The organism is Actinomadura rubteroloni (genome assembly GCF_002911665.1).
GTDB classification, from domain to species: domain Bacteria; phylum Actinomycetota; class Actinomycetes; order Streptosporangiales; family Streptosporangiaceae; genus Spirillospora; species Spirillospora rubteroloni.
In genome coordinates this window covers 1581129-1600951 of sequence record NZ_MTBP01000001.1, presented here as the reverse complement: position 1 = coordinate 1600951, position 19823 = coordinate 1581129, and the positions used below count along the sequence as shown (strand labels likewise).

Sequence of the window (19823 nt, the reverse complement as noted above, 5' to 3'; positions counted from 1 at the left end):
CGCCCCGGCCGGAGCGGTCCGGGGGCGTCATCATCCAACCGGGGTCATCGTCGCGGGTGCGCCGACGCGCCGCAACCTGCACGGGAACCTCCAGCTCACCCGCCCATGTGGGGATAGCGGTAGTCGGTCGGCGGTACGAATGTCTCCTTGATGGCACGGAGATTGACCCACCGGGTGAGGTTGAACATTGACCCCGCCTTGTCGTTGGTGCCCGACGCCCGCGCCCCGCCGAACGGCTGCTGCCCGACGACCGCGCCGGTCGGCTTGTCGTTGATGTAGAAGTTCCCGGCCGTGAACCGAAGCGCCTCCATCGCGTGGTCGATCGCGCCCCTGCTCTGGGCGACGATCGAGCCTGTCAGCCCGTACGGTGCGACGTTCTCCATCTGGCGGAGCATCTGGTCGTATTCGGCGTCCTCGTAGATGCGCAGGGCGAGGATCGGTCCGAAGTACTCCGTGGTGAAGATCTCGTCCGTGGGGTCGTCGCCCTCAAGAACCGTCGGGCGTACGAACCAGCCGATGGAGTCGTCCACCTCGCCGCCCACGAGGACCTTGATGGACGACGACGCCCGCGCCCGCTCGATGGCCGCGCTGTGCTTGGCGAACGCCCGTCCGTCGATCACCGCGCCCATGAACAGCGACAGGTCGGACGCGACGTCGCCCATGGTCAGCGACTCGACCTCGGCGAGGAAGTCGTCCTTGATCCGGCTCCACAGCGAACGCGGCAGGTACGCGCGCGACGCCGCCGAGCACTTCTGGCCCTGGTACTCGAAGGCCCCTCGGGTCAGGATCGTCTTCAGCGCGTCGGGGTCGGCGGACGGGTGGGCGACGATGTAGTCCTTCCCGCCCGTCTCTCCCACCAGCCGGGGATAACCGCGGTAGCCCGCGATGTTCTCCCCGACCGTCCGCCACAGGTGGTGGAAGGTGTTCGTGGAGCCGGTGAAGTGGATCCCGGCGAGTTCCGGATGCCGGAGCGCGACGTTGGAGACCGCAGTCCCGTCGCCCGTGACCAGGTTGATGACCCCGGGCGGCAGACCCGCCGCTTCCAGCACCTGGAGGACGAAGTGCGCCGCGAACTGCTGGGTCGGCGACGGCTTCCACACGACCACGTTCCCCATCAGCGCGGGCGCGGTGGGCAGGTTCCCGGAGATCGCGGTGAAGTTGAACGGCGTGATCGCGAGGACGAAGCCCTCCAGCGGCCGGTACTCCATCCGGTTCCACGTGCCCGGCGACGAGATGGGCTGCTCGTCGTACAGCGCGCGGGCGTAGGCGACGTTGAACCGCCAGAAGTCGATCAGCTCGCACGCCGAGTCGATCTCGGCCTGCTGGACGGACTTGGACTGCCCGAGGATCGTCGCGCCGTTCAGCGTCGCCCGCCACGGCCCGGCGAGCAGGTCGGCGGCGCGCAGGAACACGGCGGCGCGGTCGTCCAGGCTGAGCGCCCGCCAGGCGGGGGCGGCGGCCAGGGCCGCGTCGATCGCGGCGGCCACGTCGGCGTCGGTGGCGTTGCCGAGGGTGCCGAGGACGCGCTCGTGGGCGTGCGGCTGGACGACGTCGATCGGCTGCCCGCCGCCGAGCCGCCGCTCCCCGCCGATGGTCATGGTCAGGTCGGGGCGGTCGCCCGCGAGTTCCTTGATCTTCGCTTCCAGGGCCGCCCGTTCGGGGCTGCCCGGCGCGTAGCCCTGCACCGGCTCGTTGACCGGGACCGGCACGGTGGTGACGGCGTCCATTCGCTCCCCTGAGGTCCGACATCGTCGTCGATATGCGGACCCCTACCCGCATGTCCGGGCGGGGTACCCCCTGGTCAGGGGATGAGGTCGGCGAGTTCCTGGGTGGCGTACCAGAGCAGTTCGTGGCCCTCGGCGCCGTCCACGGTGAACTGCGCGTCGTCGTCGCCGGCGCGGGCCGCGTCCAAGGCCGACGCGGCGGCGCGGACGTCGGCGGCGGCCTCGTCGTCGTCCACGTGCCCGGACGCCAGCAGCCGCCACGGCACGGGCGCCGACAGCCGGACGAGCGCCGGCTCGTCCAGGTCGTGCAGGGACGCGACCTGGTCGTCGGGGATCTCGGCGGCGAGGACGACCCGGCGCGGCGGCGCGTCCGGATCTGCGGCGAGCAGCGCCAGCGAGGCGCGGGCGGCGGCCGTCATCGCGGCGTACTCCAGCTCCTCGGTGTCGCCGCTGGCGTACCACTCCCGCAAGGCGGGCGTGACGGCGTAGGCGGTGAGCGGGGCGGGCCCGGCCTCGAGGGCCGCGCGGACGGCGGCGAGCGCGGGCAGTGTGGACGGCAGGAAAACGCGCATGACGCCCGGCAGCCTAGACCGTCGGGACGCCGAGGTCGCGCAGCGCCCCGACCGTGGCGGACGTGTCGGTGTGCAGGATCGCCGTCATCCCGACGGCCTCGGCGGCACGGCAGTTGTGCTCGATGTCGTCGATGAACGCGCAGTCGGCGGGGGTCAGTCCGAGCCGCTCCACCGCGTGGCGGAAGATCTGCTCGTCGGGCTTGCGCATACCGACCTCGCACGAAATGACGACGTCGTGGAAGACGCCGTCGAACAGGTGGCGCGGGTAGGCGTTGCCCCACGAGTTGGACAGCAGCCCCACGTGCAGGCCGCCCGCCCGGACGGCGCGCAGCGCGTCGTACATCGGCTCGACGGGCCGGAACTCCGCGAACATCCGCTCGATGAGCCCGGCGGCGGCGACCGGACCGCCGTCCACCGTGCGCAGCTCGGCGGCCAGCAGCCGCTCGAACTCGGCGGCCGACAGGGTGCCGTCCTCCAGCCCGTGGATCGGGTTGATGCCGGCACCGTCGTACGCCTGGCGCACCCATGCGCGCATGACGTCCTTGTAGCGCGGGACGTCGATGCGGTCGGCGGTGAGCCACACGCCGATCGCGTCGTTCAGCGGGGACGTCAGGACCCCGCCCCAGTCGGTGATGACGGCTTTGAGAGGCACGTACCGAAGGTTACTGAACCGAACGGGCCGGTCCCCGGGGCACGACCCCGGGAACCGGCCCTGCCGCGTCAGGCCGACCGCAGCCGTTGCAGTGCCTCGCGGACGCCGCCGTCCGCCTCCTCCAGCGCGGTCGTGGCCCGCGCCGTCGGCACCTCGCCGAGCAGCGCCACCAGCGCCACACGGGTGTTCCCCCCCGCTTCGGCGAGCGCGGTCTCGCAGGTGGCGACGTCCATCCCGGTCGCCTCGACCAGGATGCGGACGAGCCGGGCCCGCAGCTTCCCGTTCAGCGCGTTCACGCTGACCATCAGGTTCGAATAGGTGCGCCCCAGCCGGACCATCAGCGTGGTCGAGAAGGCGTTGAGCACCAGCTTCGTCGCCGTGCCCGCCTTCATCCGGGTGGACCCGCTGATCACCTCCGGTCCGGTGGCGAGCCCGATGTGGACGTCCACCTCCTCCCCGTACGGCGCGTGCGGATTGCAACTGATGAGCGCCGTGCGGGCGCCCCGGCCCGCCGCGGCGCGCAGCGCGCCGATGACGTACGGCGTCCGGCCGCTGGCCGCGATGCCGATCGCGATGTCGCCGGGCGCCACTTCCACGGCGTCCCGCGCGCCCTGCTCGGCGTCGTCCTCGACGTCGGAGACCGCGTTGGCGAGCGCCCCCGGGCCGCCCGCGTTGTGCGCGACGACCCGGCCCCAGATCCCGAAGGTCGGGGGCAGCTCGGCGGCGTCGATCACCGCGAGCCGGCCGGAGGTCCCCGCGCCGAAGTAGTGGACGCGCCCGCCCCGCCGCAGGGACACGACGGCGAGGTCGACCAGCTCGGCGATCTGCGGCAGCACGGCGGCCACCACCATCGGCACCGTGGCGTCCTCGGTGTTGATCAGTCGCAGGACGTCGAGGGTGGGCAGGGTGTCGAGGTCGAGGGTCCGCGGGTTGCGGCCCTCCGTGGGCAGATCGACGTCGATCACCGGCGCCTCCGGTCGGGTCGTCGCATGGTCCGGCCGCGAACCGCCTCGAACGTCGCTTCGAGGGCTTCGCGGGTGGGGCCGAAGGTGCGCTGGGCCACGCCCACGAACACGCAGTCGACCACGGTGAGCTGCGCGAGACGGCTCGCGGTCGCCCCCGACCGGAACGTGGTCTCGCGGGCCGCCGTCGTCAGGACGAGGTCGGCCGTCTCGGCGATGGGGGACTTCGGGAAGTTGGTCAGTGCGACGGTCGTCACACCGCGCTGTGCCGCCACCTCCAGGGCGTCGATGGTCTCGACGGTCGCCCCCGTGTGGGAGATGCCGATCGCGACGTCGCCCGGTCCGAGGACGGCGGCGCTGGTCAGCATGATGTGAGCATCGGACCAGGCGTTGCACATGCGGCCGATGCGATGGAGTTTCTGCTGGAAGTCGGCGGCGACGTGCGCGCTCGCGCCCACGCCGTAGACGTCCACCCGGCCGGCGGCCGCGATGGCGTCCACCACCTGTTCCAGCATCTTGATGTCGAGTTGGGCGGCCGTCTCCTCCACCGCGCGGGCGTCGGCGAAGGTGACCTTCTCCACGATCTGTTCGAGGGAGTCGTCGGGACTGATGTCACTGCCGATGACCCGTCCACCGCTCGCGCTCTGGGCGCGGCCCGCCTCGGTGGCCAGTGTCAGTCGCAGCTCGGGGTAACCATGGAAGCCGATCGCGCGGCAGAACCTGATGACGGTCGTCTCCGACGTGCCGCAGGTCTGGGCGAGTTCGGTGATGGTCGAGTTCGCGACCCCTTCGGGATCGTCGATGACGCGTTGAGCGACTCGTCGCTCGGCGGGGGGCAGCGAGGGCAGCAGAGAGCGCACCCGCACCACGGTGCTCAGCGGCGTGGCCTCCTTGGCAACACCGTCACCCGTGGGCGCGCTCGCCTCCCCCGTTGCACTCCCCGGCTCTATGCCGGTGGGTTTCCTCATGGAAGAAATTTTCTTACTGGCTGGTTGTCACGTCAACGGTAGAAAAGGCTACGGTCGCCATGTGTTGACCCATTTGGCCGGTCCTTTCGTGGTCGGCATCGACGCGGGTGGCACGAAGACCCGCTGTGTCGTACTCACACTCGGAGGCGCCCTCGCGGGGGCGGGAACCGGTCCAGGGGCCAACCCCAACTCGGGGGGCGACACCGCGGGCGCCCTGTCGGAGGCCCTCACCGAGGCACTCGGATCCATCGACCCCTCCCAGGTCATCGGCGGTGTGTTCGGCATCGCCGGGGCGGGGTCGGCGGGCCGTCCCGCCGCCGTCGCGGCCGCGCGCCGGGCGTGGCAGACGTCCGGGCTGCGCGGCTCCCCCGCCGTCGTCACCGACATCGCCGTCGCCTTCGCCGCCGGGACGAGCGCCGAAAAGGGCATCGTCGTGTTCTCCGGCACAGGCGCGGGCGCGGCCGTCATCAACGACGGCGCGATCGTCCGGCGGGCCGACGGCTACGGCTGGCTCGTCGGGGACGAGGGCTCGGCGGTCTGGCTCGGCCGCGAGGCCGTCCGGGCGGCGCTCGCCGCGTTCGACGGGCGCGGCTCGCCCACGCTGCTCACCGAGTCGGTGCCGCGCGCACTGCTCGGGCCGGGCGCGGTGGCCGAGTTCGCGACGCCCCGGCACCGCGGCCGGCACCGGCGGGCGCTCGCTCTCGCGGGCGCGGCGGGCGACCTCACCGGGCCGGGCGGCGGGACGGCCGTCCTCATCCCGCGTCCGGCGCCGCCGCCCGACCCGCGCCTCGCCCAGGCGATCGTCAAGGAGGTCTACGGCCGGCCGCCCGCCGCGCTCGGCCGCCTCGGCCCGGTCGTCGCCGCCGCCGCGGCGGCCGGGGATGACGTCGCCCGCCGGATCACCGAGGAGGCCGCCGCCGTGCTGCTGCGCGACGTCGACGCCGTCCGGCCCGCGCTCGGCGAGACCTACGCCCCGGTCGTCATGCACGGGTCGGTGCTGCGGGACGGTCCCGTCGCCGACGCGGTGCGGGCGGGCCTGCGCGACCGGTTCTCCGCCGATCCGCGCAGCGCCGGGGACGGCGCGGTCGGCGCGGCCGGGATGGCGCTGCGCCGCCTCGGGTACCCGGTGCCGGGGCCGCGCCGCGCCGGGTCGTGAGCGTCGACAAGCCCGGGACGAGCGGCTAGCGTCACCTGGGAAATCACGGACCGGGCACGGCTCGGGCGCGGTCCGCCGGACGACCATGTCGGGGGGCAGGGTCGGGTGCGCACCTCTCGTTGTGCCGCGCTGCTCGCGGCGGCGGCCGTCGTGCTGCCGCTGGCGGGCTGCGACACCGGCGGGTCCGGCGGCGCGACGTCCGGAACGTCCGCCGCGCCGACGCCGTCGCCCTGGATCGCCGGGTACCTGCGGGACATGTCGCTGCGGGAGAAGGTCGGGCAGTTGTTCGTCCCGGCCTTCTCCACCCCCGCCGCCGCCCGCGCGATGGTCCGCCGGTACGACGTGGGCGGGCTGATCTACTTCCCGCGCAACATGAAGTCGCCCGCCGCGACCGCCGCGCTCTCCAACGATCTCCAGAAGGCCGCGCGGACGCCGCTGCTGCTCAGCGTGGACGAGGAACAGGGCATCGTCAGCCGCGCTCCGTTCCTCACCGACTTCCCCGGCAACATGGCGCTCGGGGCCGGGCGCAGCACCACGAACGCCCGGGAGGCGGCGCGGGTGACGGCGTCCGAGCTGCGGGCCGTCGGGATCAACCAGAACTACGCGCCGGACGCGGACGTCAACATCAACCCCGCGAACCCGGTGATCGGGGTGCGGTCGTTCGGCGCCGATCCGAAGGCCGTGGCGTCGTTGGTGGGCGCTTCGGTCGCCGGGTACCAGGACGCGGGAGTCGCCGCCACGGCCAAGCACTTCCCCGGCCACGGCGACACCAACGTCGACAGTCACACCGGGCTGCCGGTGATCCGGCACTCCACGACGCAGTGGAACCGGATCGACGCGCCGCCGTTCCGCGCCGCCATCGGCGCCGGGGTGGACGCGATCATGTCCGCGCACATCGTCGTGCCCCGGCTGGATCGTTCCGGGAAGCCGTCCACGCTGTCGTCCGGCGTCCTGACGGGGATGCTGCGCGGCAGGCTCGGGTTCCAGGGCGTGATCATCACCGACTCGCTGCTCATGGCCGGGGTGCGGGAGAAGTACGGGGACGCGTCGGTGCCCGTCCGGGCGATCCAGGCCGGGGCGGACCAGCTCCTCATGCCGCCCAGCCTGCCGAAGGCGTTCGACGCGGTGCTGAAGGCCGTCCAGAAGGGGACGATCAGCCGGAAGCGGCTGGACGAGTCCGTCACGCGCATCCTGCGGCTCAAGGAGCGGCGCGGGCTGTTCAAGGGGCTCACCGCCGATCCCCGCAAGGCGCAGGCCGCGATGCGGACGGCCGCGCACCGCCGCGTCGCCACGACCGTCGCCGAGCACTCGATCACGCTCGTCCGCAATGACGGCGGCACGCTGCCGCTGCGGCGCCGCGCCGCGTTCGTCACCGGGCCGGGCAGCGGACCGCTGCGGACGGCGCTGCGGGCGCAGGGCGTCCGGGTGGTCGGCTCGGCGCGCATGGCGGACGTGACGGTCGTGACGGTGTTCAACGGCCGTCCCGTGATCCCCGGCGGGAAACCGGCGGTCGTCGTCGCGCTGGCGCGCCCCTACGCGCTGAACGACGCGGGACGCGCGAAGGCGGCCGTCGCCGCGTACTCGGCGTCGGGCGTCTCGGTGAAGGCGGTCGCCCGCGTCCTGTCCGGGAAGCTCGGCCCGACCGGGAAGCTGCCCGTCAAGGCCGCAGGCAAGCCCATCGGGCACGGCCTCACCTACGCGGCGCCCAGTTCCCCGTAGCACGTCAGCGGCGGCGGGCCAGGACCGCGCGGGCGGCGGCGCGCGCCGTGGCGGCCGTGCGGGACGCGCGGGCGGCAGCGGCGGCGGCGCGGCAGCGGTCCAGCGTGTGCCCCGCCAGCTCCTCCCGGACGGCCGGGATCGCGGTCGGCGCCATCGACAGCGACGCGACGCCGAGCCCCACCAGCACGCACGCGAGGATCGGGTCCGCCGCGCCCTCGCCGCAGACCCCGCACGGCACGCCCGCGCCCGCCGCGAGCGCCACCAGGTCCAGCAGGGCGGGCTGCCACGGGTCGTGCAGCCGCGACAGCGCGCCGGACTGCCGGTCCGCCGCGCACGCGTACTGCGCCAGGTCGTTGGTGCCGACGCTGAAGAACTCGACCGTCCGGGCCAGGTCGCGGGCGCGCAGCGCGGCGGCCGGGACCTCGATCATCACGCCGGGACGGTCCAGGCCCGCGTCCCGGCACGCCGCCGCGAACGCCGCCGACTCGTCCGCGCCCGTCACCATCGGGGCCATCACGCGGAGGCCCGGACGTCCCGCGCCCGCCTCGGCCAGCGCCGCGAGCTGCCCCGCCAGGATCTCGGGATGGCGGCGCAGCATCCGCAGGCCGCGCTCGCCGAGCGCCGGGTTCGCCTCGGGCGCGGACGGCGGCAGGAACGGGAGGGGCTTGTCGGCGCCCGCGTCCAGCACCCGGACGACCACGTCGCCGCCGGGGAACGCGTCCAGCGCCTCGGCGTAGGCGGCGGCCTGCTCGTCCAGGCCGGGGACGTCCGCGCGGTCCAGGAACAGGAACTCCGTCCGGTACAGGCCGACGCCCTCCGCGCCGTGCGCGCGGGCCGCCGCCAGGTCGCCCGGGACGGTGATGTTGGCCAGCAGCGGGACGCGGCGGCCGTCGCGCGTCCCGCCGGGCCCGGCCGGGGCGGCGGACACGTGGCTCGGGGTGCGGTCGCGGAACCGCGCGGCGAGGACGTCCGACGGCGACGGCGCGACGTGGACGGTGCCGGCCGTGCCGTCCACCAGGACGAGCAGGCCGTCGGCGAGCGCCGTCGCGTCCGGCACCGCGACCACCGCGGGGACGCCGAGCGCGCGGGCCAGGATCGCGGTGTGGCTGGTCGGCCCGCCGTTCTCGGTGACGAACGCCACCACCGTCGCGGGGTCCAGCAGGGCGGTGTCGGCGGGCGCGAGGTCCCGCGCGACGAGCACGAACGGCTCGTCGGACGCCGGGACGCCCGGCACCGGAACGCCCAGCAGGGAGGCGACGGCGCGGTCCCGGACGTCGTCCAGGTCGACCACGCGCGCCGCCAGATACGCGTCCGCCGCCGCCAGGGCCTCCCGGTGCGCGGCGAACGCCTCGAACACCGCGCGCGGCGCCGCGATGCCGACCGCGACCCGCGCCCGGACACCGGCGGCCAGCTCCGGGTCGCGCGCCATCAGCGCCTGCGCGCGCAGCACGTCGCGGCCTGCGTCGTCCGGGGCGTGCCCGGCCAGGTCCTCCAGCGACGCCGCGACCCGTTCCAGCGCGGCGAGCGCCGCCGCGGCCTCCGCGGCGGCGTCACCCTCGTGCCGGGCGCCGGCGGGCGGCTCCGGCACCGTGCCCACCATCCGGCGGACCGGCCCGCACCCGGAACCGGCGCTCACGCCGGTGCCGCGCAGCGGGCCGGGGGGCTCAGGCACGGCCGTGCTCCTCCTGGGAGAGGATGCCCTCCAGCGTCGTCAGCAGTTCCTCGGCGCCGTCCCCGGCCGCCGCGAGCGTGACCTCCTCGCCGTGGTGGGCGTCGAGGCCGAGCACCGCGAGGATGCTCTTGGCGTTCACGGGGTCCCGGCCGTCCAGCGCGACGGTCACGTCCATCGGGGCCTTCGCCGCCGTCTGCACGAACAGGGCGGCCGGGCGCGCGTGGAGGCCCACCCGGGACATGATCTTCACTCTGCGCTCGGTCACGTGGTCTTCTCCTCGGTCGGGCTCCGGGCGGCGCGGGGCGCGGCCGTCCGGAGGCATCGGTCGGTCGTTAATTCCGCGTGGTACCCCCACGCGGCGTCATACCCGTCGCAAACGTACGAACGGCACGGCGGACTCCGCCATCAGGTCCATGTGAACAGTTCGGTTCCTTGTTGGACCGGTCCGTCCTCACGAAGCCGGGTCAGCGCGCCGCCGTCGGCGTCCAGGGCCACGACGGCGCAGATCGGGGACCGTCCGGCCGCCTCGACCACCACGGGGTCCCAGGCCACGACCGGCTCCCCCGCGTTCACCTCGTCGCCCTCCGCCGCCAGCGGCTCGAATCCCCGTCCCCTCAGCTTGACGGTCTCGATCCCGAGATGGACGAGAACGCCGTGGCCCTCATCGTCCACGATCACGTACGCGTGCGGGTGCAATTTCACGATGCGTCCCGAGACCGGGGCGATGGACCGGCCCGCGCGCCGCTCGGGGTCGACGGCCGTGCCGGGACCGACCATCGCCTGCGCGAACACCGCGTCCGGCACCCGGGCCAGGCCGATCGCCCGGCCCGCGACCGGCGACAGCACCCGGGTCATGGCCCCTCCTCAGTCCAGGACGTCCTCGATGTCGGCGGCCAGCGCGTCCGCCTCCGGGCCCACGACCACCTGCACGACGCCGCCGCTGCGCAGCACCGCGATCGCGCCCGCCGCGCGCAGGCCCGGCTCGTCCACGCGGGCGCCGTCGCGCACCTCCGAGCGCAGCCGGGTCGTGCAGGGCTCGACGGCGACGATGTTGGCCGCGCCGCCGAGCGCCGCGACGATCGCCTCCGCGCGTTCCCGCCGTCCCGCCGTGCGACGCCTCATCGCGACCCTTTCCCGTCAGTCGGTCTGTGTCACCTTGTTGAGCCCGCGCGGGACGTCGGGGTCCACGCCGAGCCGCCGCGCCAGGCGCTCGACCAGGAGCTGGCCGGGGACGATCAGCCCGAGCGGCGCGACCCACTCGGGCAGGTCCGGCCCGGGCAGCGCCGCGTCGCTCGCGGCGGCCAGCCCGGTCCCGCCGCCGACCGCGAACGCGCGGGCGCGGGCGCCCCGGACGCGGTCGGCGAGCGCGATCGTACCGGCCAGCGTGGGGCCGTCCCCGGCCGCGACGAGCAGGGCGGGCGTGCGGTCGTCCACGACGGCGATCGGCCCGTGCAGCAGGTCGGCGTAGGAGAGGCCCATCGCGTGCAGGTAGCACGCCTCCTTGATCTTGAGGGCGAGTTCCAGGGCGGTGCCGAACGCCAGGCCGCGCCCGGAGACGACGACGCCCTGGACGCCCGCGAGACCCTCGACGATCTCCGGGAGCGCCGCCGACTCCTCGGCGCGCGCGATCAGGTCGGCGATCTCGTCCGGGACGCGGCGCAGGTCGTCGCGCGGCACGTCCGCGCCGAGCCCGAGCGCCAGGACGGCCAGCGCCGCGAGCTGGGTCGTGTAGGTCTTGGTCGCCGGGACGGCCAGTTCGTCGCCCGCCTCGGTCACCAGCGCGACCTGCGCGGACTCGGCCAGCGGGGACCCGGCGCCGTTGGTGACCGCGACGGTCGAGGCGCCGCAGTCCGCCGCCCAGTCCAGCGTCTGGACGATCTCCTCGGTCTTGCCGGACTGGCTGATCGCCACGGCCAGCACGCCCGAGAGGTCCAGTCTCGTGCGGTAGGCGGTGGCGACGGACGGGGCGGCGAGCGTGCCGAGCCGTCCGGTCCGCGTCTCGGCCAGGTACCGGCCGTAGACGGCGGCGTTGTCGGAGGACCCGCGCGCGATGAACAGGACTTGGCGCGTTCCACGCGCGAGCGCCGCCAGGTCGGGGACGCGCGGCAGCAGCGCGTCCAGCGTGCGGCGCAGCGCGGCGGGCTGCTCGCCGATCTCGGCGCGCATCCGGCTGGTCGTCATGATCCTCCTTCGCGGGGCTCCTGCCCGCCGATCCACGTCCTACGCGCCCGGTGGTCCGGGCCGAGCCAGGTCAGGTCGGCGCGCGCGCCGGGGGCGACGCGGCCGAGGTCGGGGCGGCCGATCAGGTCGGCGGGGACGCGGGACGCGGCGTCCACGGCCGCCACCGGGTCGATCCCGAGCGCGATGGCGTTGCCGACGGCCTCGTCCAGGCGCAGCGCGGACCCGGCGATCGTGCCGTCGGCACGGCGCGGCGGGCCCTGCTCGGGCAGCGTGATCGGCTCGCCGCCGAGGTCGTAGCGGCCGGGCGGCATCCCGGCGGCGGACGCGGCGTCGGTGACGAGCACGATCCGGCCGGGCGCCGCCGCGAACGCCAGCCGCGCCATCTCGGGCGCGACGTGGACGAGGTCGAGGATCAGTCCGGGCACGAGCCGGGCGTCGGTCAGCGCCTGCGCGGCGACGCCCGGCGCGCGGTGGTCCAGGCCGCTCTGCGCGTTGAACAGGTGCGTGACCATGCGCGCGCCCGCGTCGGCGGCGGCCCCGGCCTGCGCGGCGGTGGCGTCGCTGTGCCCGACGCTGACGAGCACTCCGGCTTCGGTCAGCGCGCGGACGGCGTCCAGCGCGCCTGCCCGTTCCGGGGCGAGCGTCACCAGGCGGACGAGCCCGGTCTCCAGGAGCGCGGTGATCGCCTCCGGAGTCGGATCGGTGAGGTGGGCCGCGTTATGGGCGCCCTTGCGGCGCGGGGACAGGAACGGGCCTTCCAGGTGGACGCCCAGTACCCGCGCCGTCGTTTCCGGCAGGTTCGACAGCAGGTCCCGTGTCCGGCGGAGCGCGGCGGCCTGTTCGGCGACGGGCGCGGTGATGAACGTCGGCAGGAACGCCGTCACGCCGGTTCCGGGCAGGCGGGTGACGACCTCGCGCCAGGCCTGCTCGTCGGCGTCGGCGAAGTCGTGGCCGTAGAAGCCGTTGACCTGGAGGTCCACGAGGCCGGGGGCGAGCAGGCCGCCGCCCAGGGACACGTCGGCCCCGGCCGGGCGCCCTTCGCCGACCTCGGTGATCACGCCGTCCGCCGCGCGGACGAATCCCGGGGCGAGCAGGCGGGTACGACCACCGTCGGGGGAAGCGATCATGCGGTCGGCGGTGATCAGCAGTGCTGCCATGCGTGTGCGCTCTCCCTGCCGCCGAGTCCGAGCCGGCCGTCCGGTAACTGGTCTAGTCCGGACTAGACCAGTACGAACCCTACTGCACCGACCAGGCACGGGACCAGCCGGCACGGACTGCCGAGCACGGGCTACCGGGCACGGGACCACCGAGCGGGAGAGGAGATCCGTGGAGCGCTCCATCGGAACGGCGACCCTGGCCGTCCTCCAGCGCGTCGGACGCAGCCTCATGCTCCCGATCGCCGTCCTGCCCGCCGCCGGGCTGCTGCTGCGGCTCGGCCAGGACGACCTGCTCGGCGCGTCCGGGCTCGGGCTCGTCCGCGTCGCCGAGGTCCTCCGCGCGGCGGGCGGCGCACTGTTCGACGCGCTGCCGCTGCTGTTCGCCGTCGGCGTCGCGATCGGGCTCGCGCGCCGGTCGGACGGCTCCACCGCGCTCGCCGCCGTCGTGTCCTACCTGGTGTTCGACCGCGTGTCCAAGACGATGTTCGCCCACTCCCGCTCGCTGCGGCACGACGTCGTGCTCAGCGTCCGCGACGAGACCGGCCACCTCCACGACGTCGTCGGCTACGGGCTGCGCAACCCGACCCAGGTGCTCGGCGGGCTGGTCATCGGCGTGGTCGTCGCGCTGTTGTACGAGCGGTTCCGGGACGTCCGGCTGCCGTCCTGGCTCGCGTTCTTCTCCGGCCGGCGGCTCGTCCCGATCCTCGGCGCGGTCGCCGGGCTCGTCCTCGGGGTGGCGCTCGGGCTCGCCTGGCCCGTCCTCGGCGGCTGGATCGACCGGTTCGGCGACTGGATCACCGGGCTCGGCGCGTTCGGCGCGGGCGTCTACGGCGTCGCCAACCGGCTGCTGCTGCCGCTCGGGCTGCACCACATCCTGAACTCGCTCGTCTGGTTCGTCTTCGGGACGTACCAGGGGCCGTCGGGCGCCGTCCACGGCGAGATCCCGCGCTACTTCGCCGGGGACCCGCAGGCCGGACGGCTCCTCGCCGGGTTCTTCCCCGTCCTGATGTTCGGGCTGCCCGGCGCCGCGCTCGCGATCTGGCGGGCCGCGCCCCCCGAGACGCGGCGCGGCGTCGGCGGGCTCATGCTCTCGGCCGCGCTCACCGCGTTCCTCACCGGGATCACCGAGCCGATCGAGTTCTCGTTCATGTTCGTCGCGCCCGTGCTCTACGTCGTCCACGTCCTGCTCGCCGGCGTCGCGCTGGCCCTGCTGGCGGCCGTCCACGCCCAGCTCGGGTTCAGCTTCTCCGCCGGGCTGATCGACCTGCTGCTCAACGCGACGAAGGACAACACCCGGCACCTGGCGCTCATCGTCGGGCTCGGGCTCGTGTACTTCGTGCTGTACTACGTGATCTTCTCGGTGCTCATCCGGCGGCTGAACCTTCCGACGCCCGGCCGTCTGACCAGCGAGTTCCTCGACTGAACGCCCGCCGGGCTTGCGGCGCGGCGGGCTGGGTTGTTGTGTTGCCTCCCGGGAGGACCCGTCCGTGAGCATTGATCCCCATAGTCCGCTGCCCAAGTACTTCCAGCTCCGCGCGCTGCTGCTCAACCTGATCGACGGCGCCGACCTGCCGCTGGACGCGCCGATCCCGTCGGAGCGGGAGCTGTGCGCGCGGTACCGGGTGTCGCGGATGACCGTCCGGCAGGCGATCGAGCTGCTCGTCGGCGAGGGACGGCTGAACCGCGTCCCGGGCAAGGGGACGTTCGTCGCGCGGCCCAAGCTGGAGATGCCGCTGCGGCTCGTCTCGTTCACCGAGGACATGCTCGCGCGCGGGATGCGGCCCGGCGGGGCGGACCTGGACCGGCGCACCGTCACGGCCGACGCCCGGCTCGCGCGCCTCTTCGACATCCCGGCCGGGACGCCCGTCCACGTCGTCGAGCGGCTGCGCACCGCCGACGGCGAGCCGATGGCGGTGGAGCGGTCCCACATCCTCGCCGCCCTCGCCCCCGACCTCCTCGACCGGCGGCTCGCCGACCGCTCGCTGCACGGCGTCCTGGAGGCCGTGTACGGGCTGGTGTTCGACGCGGGCGACCAGACGATCGACGCCGGGCTCGCCGAGGCCGACGAGGCGCGGCACCTGGAGATCCCGCGCGGCGGGGCCGTCCTGCGGCTCCAGCGGCGCTCCTACACCGGCGGCGTCTGCGCGGAGCTGGGCGTCTCCAGCTACCGCGCCGACCGCTACCAGATCCGCACCACCCTCGGCCTCCCCTGAGCCGGCCCGCTGAGAGGACACCCCCCGATGACGTCCGCGACCGCGGCGGGCCCCGGCCCGGCCGTCCTCGCCGTGCTGCAGCGCATCGGCCGCAGCCTGATGCTGCCGATCGCCGTCCTGCCCGCCGCCGCGATCCTGCTGCGGCTCGGCCAGGACGACCTGCTCGGCGCGTCCGGCCTCGGCTGGGACCGGGTCGCCGAGATCGTCGGCGGCGCCGGGGAGGCGCTGTTCGGGGCGTTGCCGCTGCTGTTCGCGGTCGGCGTGGCGATCGGCTTCGCGCGCAAGGCGGACGGTTCCACGGCGCTCGCGGCGGTCGTCGGCTACCTGGTGTTCGACCGGGTCTCCAAGATCATGTTCTCGCACCGGGCGTCGCTGCGCGGGACGGTCGTCGTCCGGCAGGCCGATCCCGACGGCGTCCTGCACCCCGTCGTGGACTGGGGCGCCAAGAACCCCACGGACGTCCTCGGCGGCATCCTCATCGGCGTCCTCGCCGCCGTGCTCTACCAGCGGTACCACCGCGTCGCGCCGCCGCCGTGGCTGGCGTTCTTCGGCGGCCGGCGGTTCGTCCCGATCGCCACCGCGCTCGGCGCGCTGGTGCTCGGCGTGCTGCTCGGGCTCGCCTGGCCCGTCCTCGGCGGCTGGCTGACTGCGTTCGGTGACTGGATCACCGGCGCCGGGGCGCTCGGCGCGGGCGTCTACGGCGTCGTGAACCGGCTGCTGCTGCCGTTCGGGCTGCACCACATCCCGAACTCGCTGATCTGGTTCGTGTTCGGCACCTACCACGGCCCGGACGGCGTGGTGCACGGCGAGATCAACCGCTACCTGGCGGGCGATCCGCATGCGGGCGGGTTCACGGCCGGGTTCTTCCCCGTCCTGATGTTCGGGCTGCCCGGCGCGGCGCTCGCCATCTGGCGGACGGCCGCGCCCGAACGGCGGCGCGCCGTCGGCGGGCTCATGATCTCGGCGGCGCTCACCGCGTTCGTCACCGGCGTCACCGAGCCGATCGAGTTCGCGTTCATGTTCGTCGCGCCCGTCCTGTACGGCGTCCACGTCGTTCTGACGGGCGTGTCGCTGGCGCTGCTGGACGCGGCCGGGGCGCGGCTCGGGTTCGGGTTCTCGGCCGGATGCATCGACCTCGTCCTCAACGCGTCCAAGGACAACACGCGCGGACTGCCGCTGATCATCGGGCTCGGGATCGTCTACTTCGTCCTCTATTACGTGATCTTCAGCTATCTGATCCGGCGGTTCGACTTCGCGACGCCCGGCCGCGAGAAGGACGAACCCGTGGCCTGATCCGGCCAGAATGTATTTATCGCATGCGCCCTGACCTCCTGAAAGGTGGCGCCGGAACGTCCGGCGCCCTCGTTTTCCGGAGGATCCCCATGACCGCGCACGTTTCGTCCGAACCGCTCCGGATCGTCCCCGGACGGCCGCCGCTGCGCCTCCTGGACGACCACGCCGCGCCGCCGCCCGAACCCGCCGTGCGCGCCCTCATCGCGCTCGTCGCCGCCGTCCTCGCCGGGACGTGCCCGCCCACGCGGCTCGCGCGCGCCGTGCTCCCCGAGATCCGCGCCGGGCTCGCCGCCCGCGTCCCGCAGCCCGGACGGGCCGCGCCGCCGCAGGTGCTCACGTCCTGGGTGCAGCGGCCGTCCCCGCACGCCGCCGAGGCGGGCGCCGTCCTGCGCCTCGGGACGGACGTCCGCGCGCTCGCCCTGCGTCTTGAGTTCCTGCGCGGGCGGTGGCGCTGCGTCCAGTTGGAGACGACCGTCCCCGCGCGCCGCCTCGCCCGCGCCGCCTGAGAACGCCGACGGCCTCCCGGGGCGTCCCGGGAGGCCGTCGGCGTACGGCTCAGTCGCGGTTGCGCGGGTCGCCGTGGCAGCGCTTGAACTTCTTGCCCGAGCCGCACGGGCACGGGTCGTTGCGGGAGACGCCGGCGTACTCGTCCGACTCCTCCTCGCTGTGCAGTTCCACGCCGCCCTCGCCGTCCACGGTCGGCGCGCTGTACTCCAGCTTCTTCGGACGGTGCCGGTCCTCCAGGCCCTTGGCGTGGACGACCGGAGCCTCGTCCTCGGCCTCCTCGACGTCGTCCTCGGCCGCGTCCGCCGCGGTCGCCGTCAGCGCCACCGGGTTCGCGCCGACCGCCGGAGCGGGCTGCTCCTCCACCTCGACCTCGAGGTTGAAGAGGTAGCCGACCGACTCCTCCTTGATGCCGTCGAGCATGGCGTTGAACATCTCGTAGCCCTCGCGCTGGTACTCCACCAGCGGGTCGCGCTGCGCCATCGCCCGCAGGCCGATGCCCTCCTGAAGGTAGTCCATCTCGTAGAGGTGCTCGCGCCACTTGCGGTCCAGGACCGACAGGATGACCCGCCGCTCCAGCTCCCGCATGACCTCCGAGCCCAGCTCCTCCTCGCGCTTGGCGTAGGCCGAGTGGGCGTCCTCGCGGAGGCGCTCGGCGAGCGTCTCGGCGTCCAGGCCGGAGATGTCGTCCTCGTCCTCGGCCAGGTCCTCGATCTTCACGCCGATCGGGTAGAGCTGGCGGAACGCGCCCCAGAGCTTCTCCAGGTCCCACTCCTCGGCGAAGCCTTCGGCCGTCGCGCCCGCGACGTACCCGTTGACGACCTCGTCGATCATGTTGGAGATCTGCTCGGTGAGGTCCGCGCCCTCCAGGACCTTGCGGCGCTCGGCGTAGATCACCTTGCGCTGCCGGTCCATGACCTCGTCGTACTTCAGGATGTTCTTGCGCATCTCGAAGTTCTGCTGCTCGACCTGGCCCTGCGCGGACTTGATCGCGCCGCTGACGAGCTTGGACTCGATCGGCTCGTCGTCGGGGATGTTGAGCCGCGTCATCAGCGCCTCGACCCGCGCGGAGTTGAACAGGCGCATCAGGTCGTCCTCGAGGGACAGGTAGAAGCGCGACTCGCCCGGGTCGCCCTGGCGGCCGGACCGGCCGCGGAGCTGGTTGTCGATGCGCCGCGACTCGTGCCGCTCGGTCGCGAGGACGTAGAGACCGCCCGCCTCGGCGACCTCCTCGTGCTCGCCCTTCACGGCCTCCTTGGCCTTGTCCAGCGCCTCCGGCCACGCCGCCTCGTACTCGTCGGGCGTCTCCAGCGGCGACAGGCCGCGCTGGTGCAGCTCCAGGTCGGCGCGGAAGTCGGGGTTGCCGCCGAGCATGATGTCGGTGCCGCGGCCCGCCATGTTCGTCGCGACCGTGACGGCGCCCTTGCGGCCCGCCTCGGCGATGATCGCCGACTCCTGCTCGTGGTGCTTGGCGTTCAGCACCTGGTGCTGGACGCCGCGCCGGCGCAGCATCCGCGACAGCCGCTCGGACTTCTCCACCGACGTCGTGCCGACCAGGACCGGCTGGCCCTTCTCGTGCCGCTCGGCGATGTCGTCGACGACGGCCTCGAACTTGGCCTGCTCGGTCTTGTAGACGACGTCGGCGACGTCCTTGCGGACCATCGGCTTGTTCGTCGGGATCGGGACGACGCCGATCTTGTAGGTCTTGTTGAACTCCGCGGCCTCGGTGTCGGCGGTGCCGGTCATGCCCGAGAGCTTGTCGTACATGCGGAAGTAGTTCTGGAGGGTGATCGTGGCGAGCGTCTGGTTCTCGTCCTTGATCGTCACCCCCTCCTTGGCCTCGATGGCCTGGTGCATGCCCTCGTTGTAGCGGCGGCCGTGGAGGATACGGCCGGTGAACTCGTCCACGATGAGCACTTCGCCGTTCATGACGACGTAGTCCTTGTCGCGTTTGTAGAGTTCTTTGGCTTTCAGGGCATTGTTCAGGAAGCTCACCAGCGGCGTGTTCACCGAGTCGTACAGGTTGTCGATGCCGAGCCAGTCCTCGACCTTCTCGACGCCGGACTCGGTGATGCCGACCGTGCGCTTCTTCTCGTTCACCTCGTAGTCGCCCGGACCGTACTCGTCCACCTGACCGGCCGTGCTGACCAGCTCGGCGCGCTTCAGCCGCGGGACGATCTTGGCGAACTCGCTGTACCACTTGGAGTTCTGCTCGGCGGGACCCGAGATGATCAACGGGGTGCGGGCCTCGTCGATCAGGATGGAGTCCACCTCGTCCACGATCGCGAAGTTGTGGCCGCGCTGGACGCACTCCTCCAGCGACCAGGCCATGTTGTCGCGCAGGTAGTCGAAGCCGAACTCGTTGTTCGTGCCGTAGGTGATGTCGGCGGCGTACGCGGCGCGGCGCTCGTCCGGCGTCATCTGCGGGAGGATGACGCCGACCTCCAGGCCGAGGAACTGGTGGACGCGGCCCATCCACTCCGCGTCGCGCTTGGCCAGGTAGTCGTTCACCGTCACGACGTGCACGCCCTCGCCCGACAGGGCGTTGAGGTACGCGGGGAGCACGCAGGTCAGGGTCTTGCCCTCACCGGTCTTCATCTCCGCGATGTTGCCGAGGTGCAGCGCGGCGCCGCCCATGATCTGGACGTCGTAGTGCCGCTGGCCGAGCACCCGCTTGGCGGCCTCGCGTGCGGTGGCGAACGCCTCGGGGAGCAGCTCGTCCAGGGACTCGCCGTCGGCGATGCGCTCCCGGTACTTGTCGGTCAGCTCACGCAGCTCGGCGTCGCTCATGTCGAGGAAGTCCTCCTCGATCGAGTTGACCTGATCCGCGAGCTTCTTGAGCTTGCGCAGGGTTTTGCCTTCGCCCGCACGAAGGATCTTGTCGATGACTGGCGGCACTCTAGGAGGCTCCTTGCAGATCGTGGGTCACCGCCTGAGGGCGGCGCGCACACCACACGTACGATTGCCATCGTAGGCGAGACCCAGAATGGTCTAGGTCACCCTGCGACGCAATCCACCCCGGGCGCCGTTCGACCCCGGCGGTGTGCGGT

General features: G+C 73.4%; 18 protein-coding genes. 6 read left to right on the top strand and 12 right to left on the bottom strand.

The annotated features are described in order from the left end of the window. Window positions 1-95: 95 nt before the first annotated feature. The 5 genes from pruA to BTM25_RS07105 all read right to left on the bottom strand — a co-directional run bounded on the left by pruA (window position 96) and on the right by BTM25_RS07105 (window position 4878). Window positions 96-1727: an L-glutamate gamma-semialdehyde dehydrogenase gene (gene pruA / locus BTM25_RS07125; RefSeq protein ID WP_103561903.1), complete on the bottom strand. Its 1632-nt coding sequence runs from the start codon at window positions 1725-1727 to the stop codon at window positions 96-98. 74 nt (window positions 1728-1801) lie between these two features. Continuing rightward, window positions 1802-2296, bottom strand: coding sequence for a DUF6912 family protein (locus tag BTM25_RS07120; protein WP_103561902.1), 495 nt, complete (start codon window positions 2294-2296; stop codon window positions 1802-1804). Between the two features lie 13 nt (window positions 2297-2309). After that, complete coding sequence (locus BTM25_RS07115; protein ID WP_103561901.1) at window positions 2310-2948, bottom strand: HAD family hydrolase; 639 nt, start codon at window positions 2946-2948, stop codon at window positions 2310-2312. A 68-nt stretch (window positions 2949-3016) separates the two neighbouring features. Next, on the bottom strand, window positions 3017-3913 hold the full coding sequence (locus BTM25_RS07110) for an N-acetylmuramic acid 6-phosphate etherase (protein WP_103561900.1): 897 nt from the start codon (window positions 3911-3913) through the stop codon (window positions 3017-3019). After that, complete coding sequence (locus BTM25_RS07105) at window positions 3910-4878, bottom strand: MurR/RpiR family transcriptional regulator (RefSeq protein ID WP_235828278.1); 969 nt, start codon at window positions 4876-4878, stop codon at window positions 3910-3912. Before BTM25_RS07105 ends, BTM25_RS07110 begins: the two co-directional genes overlap by 4 nt. Window positions 4879-4939: 61 nt before the next feature. Here BTM25_RS07105 and BTM25_RS07100 point away from each other — a divergent pair, with 61 nt between their 5' ends. Together BTM25_RS07100 and BTM25_RS07095 are read left to right on the top strand one after the other, a co-directional pair. Continuing rightward, window positions 4940-6034, top strand: a complete 1095-nt coding sequence (locus BTM25_RS07100) for a BadF/BadG/BcrA/BcrD ATPase family protein (RefSeq protein WP_235828277.1) — start codon at window positions 4940-4942, stop codon at window positions 6032-6034. A 105-nt stretch (window positions 6035-6139) separates the two neighbouring features. Beyond that, the gene (locus BTM25_RS07095) at window positions 6140-7753 is read left to right on the top strand and encodes a glycoside hydrolase family 3 protein (protein ID WP_103561897.1); all 1614 of its coding nucleotides are present in this window, start codon (window positions 6140-6142) and stop codon (window positions 7751-7753) included. Window positions 7754-7757: 4 nt separating this feature from the next. Here the strand turns inward: BTM25_RS07095 and ptsP are convergent, their stop codons facing one another. From ptsP to nagA, 6 genes are all read right to left on the bottom strand, one after another. Next, the gene (ptsP, locus tag BTM25_RS07090; RefSeq protein WP_146058990.1) at window positions 7758-9425 is read right to left on the bottom strand and encodes a phosphoenolpyruvate--protein phosphotransferase; all 1668 of its coding nucleotides are present in this window, start codon (window positions 9423-9425) and stop codon (window positions 7758-7760) included. Beyond that, on the bottom strand, window positions 9418-9690 hold the full coding sequence (locus BTM25_RS07085) for an HPr family phosphocarrier protein (protein ID WP_103561896.1): 273 nt from the start codon (window positions 9688-9690) through the stop codon (window positions 9418-9420). Before BTM25_RS07085 ends, ptsP begins: the two co-directional genes overlap by 8 nt. A 140-nt stretch (window positions 9691-9830) precedes the next feature. Next, window positions 9831-10280 (bottom strand): PTS sugar transporter subunit IIA, encoded by a 450-nt coding sequence (locus BTM25_RS07080; RefSeq protein ID WP_103561895.1) that lies wholly within the window; start codon window positions 10278-10280, stop codon window positions 9831-9833. Window positions 10281-10289: 9 nt separating this feature from the next. Beyond that, window positions 10290-10547, bottom strand: a complete 258-nt coding sequence (locus BTM25_RS07075) for a PTS transporter subunit EIIB (protein ID WP_103561894.1) — start codon at window positions 10545-10547, stop codon at window positions 10290-10292. Between the two features lie 15 nt (window positions 10548-10562). Continuing rightward, a complete protein-coding gene (locus tag BTM25_RS07070) occupies window positions 10563-11606 on the bottom strand; it encodes an SIS domain-containing protein (protein ID WP_103561893.1) in 1044 nt (347 codons plus the stop codon). Further along, a complete protein-coding gene (gene nagA, locus BTM25_RS07065) occupies window positions 11603-12763 on the bottom strand; it encodes an N-acetylglucosamine-6-phosphate deacetylase (protein WP_103561892.1) in 1161 nt (386 codons plus the stop codon). Before nagA ends, BTM25_RS07070 begins: the two co-directional genes overlap by 4 nt. 229 nt (window positions 12764-12992) lie before the next feature. On the opposite strand from nagA, the gene BTM25_RS07060 reads away from it, so the two are divergent. The 4 genes from BTM25_RS07060 to BTM25_RS07045 all read left to right on the top strand — a co-directional run bounded on the left by BTM25_RS07060 (window position 12993) and on the right by BTM25_RS07045 (window position 16775). Next, on the top strand, window positions 12993-14186 hold the full coding sequence (locus tag BTM25_RS07060; RefSeq protein ID WP_103562810.1) for a PTS transporter subunit EIIC: 1194 nt from the start codon (window positions 12993-12995) through the stop codon (window positions 14184-14186). A gap of 64 nt (window positions 14187-14250) precedes the next feature. Then, window positions 14251-14976: a GntR family transcriptional regulator gene (locus BTM25_RS07055; protein WP_103561891.1), complete on the top strand. Its 726-nt coding sequence runs from the start codon at window positions 14251-14253 to the stop codon at window positions 14974-14976. A 27-nt stretch (window positions 14977-15003) separates the two neighbouring features. After that, the gene (locus tag BTM25_RS07050) at window positions 15004-16269 is read left to right on the top strand and encodes a PTS transporter subunit EIIC (protein WP_103561890.1); all 1266 of its coding nucleotides are present in this window, start codon (window positions 15004-15006) and stop codon (window positions 16267-16269) included. A gap of 89 nt (window positions 16270-16358) precedes the next feature. After that, on the top strand, window positions 16359-16775 hold the full coding sequence (locus BTM25_RS07045) for an Rv3235 family protein (RefSeq protein WP_103561889.1): 417 nt from the start codon (window positions 16359-16361) through the stop codon (window positions 16773-16775). A 49-nt stretch (window positions 16776-16824) separates the two neighbouring features. Here BTM25_RS07045 and secA read toward each other — a convergent pair whose 3' ends face one another. Further along, window positions 16825-19671 (bottom strand): preprotein translocase subunit SecA, encoded by a 2847-nt coding sequence (gene secA, locus BTM25_RS07040; protein WP_103561888.1) that lies wholly within the window; start codon window positions 19669-19671, stop codon window positions 16825-16827. Between the last annotated feature and the right edge of the window lie 152 nt (window positions 19672-19823).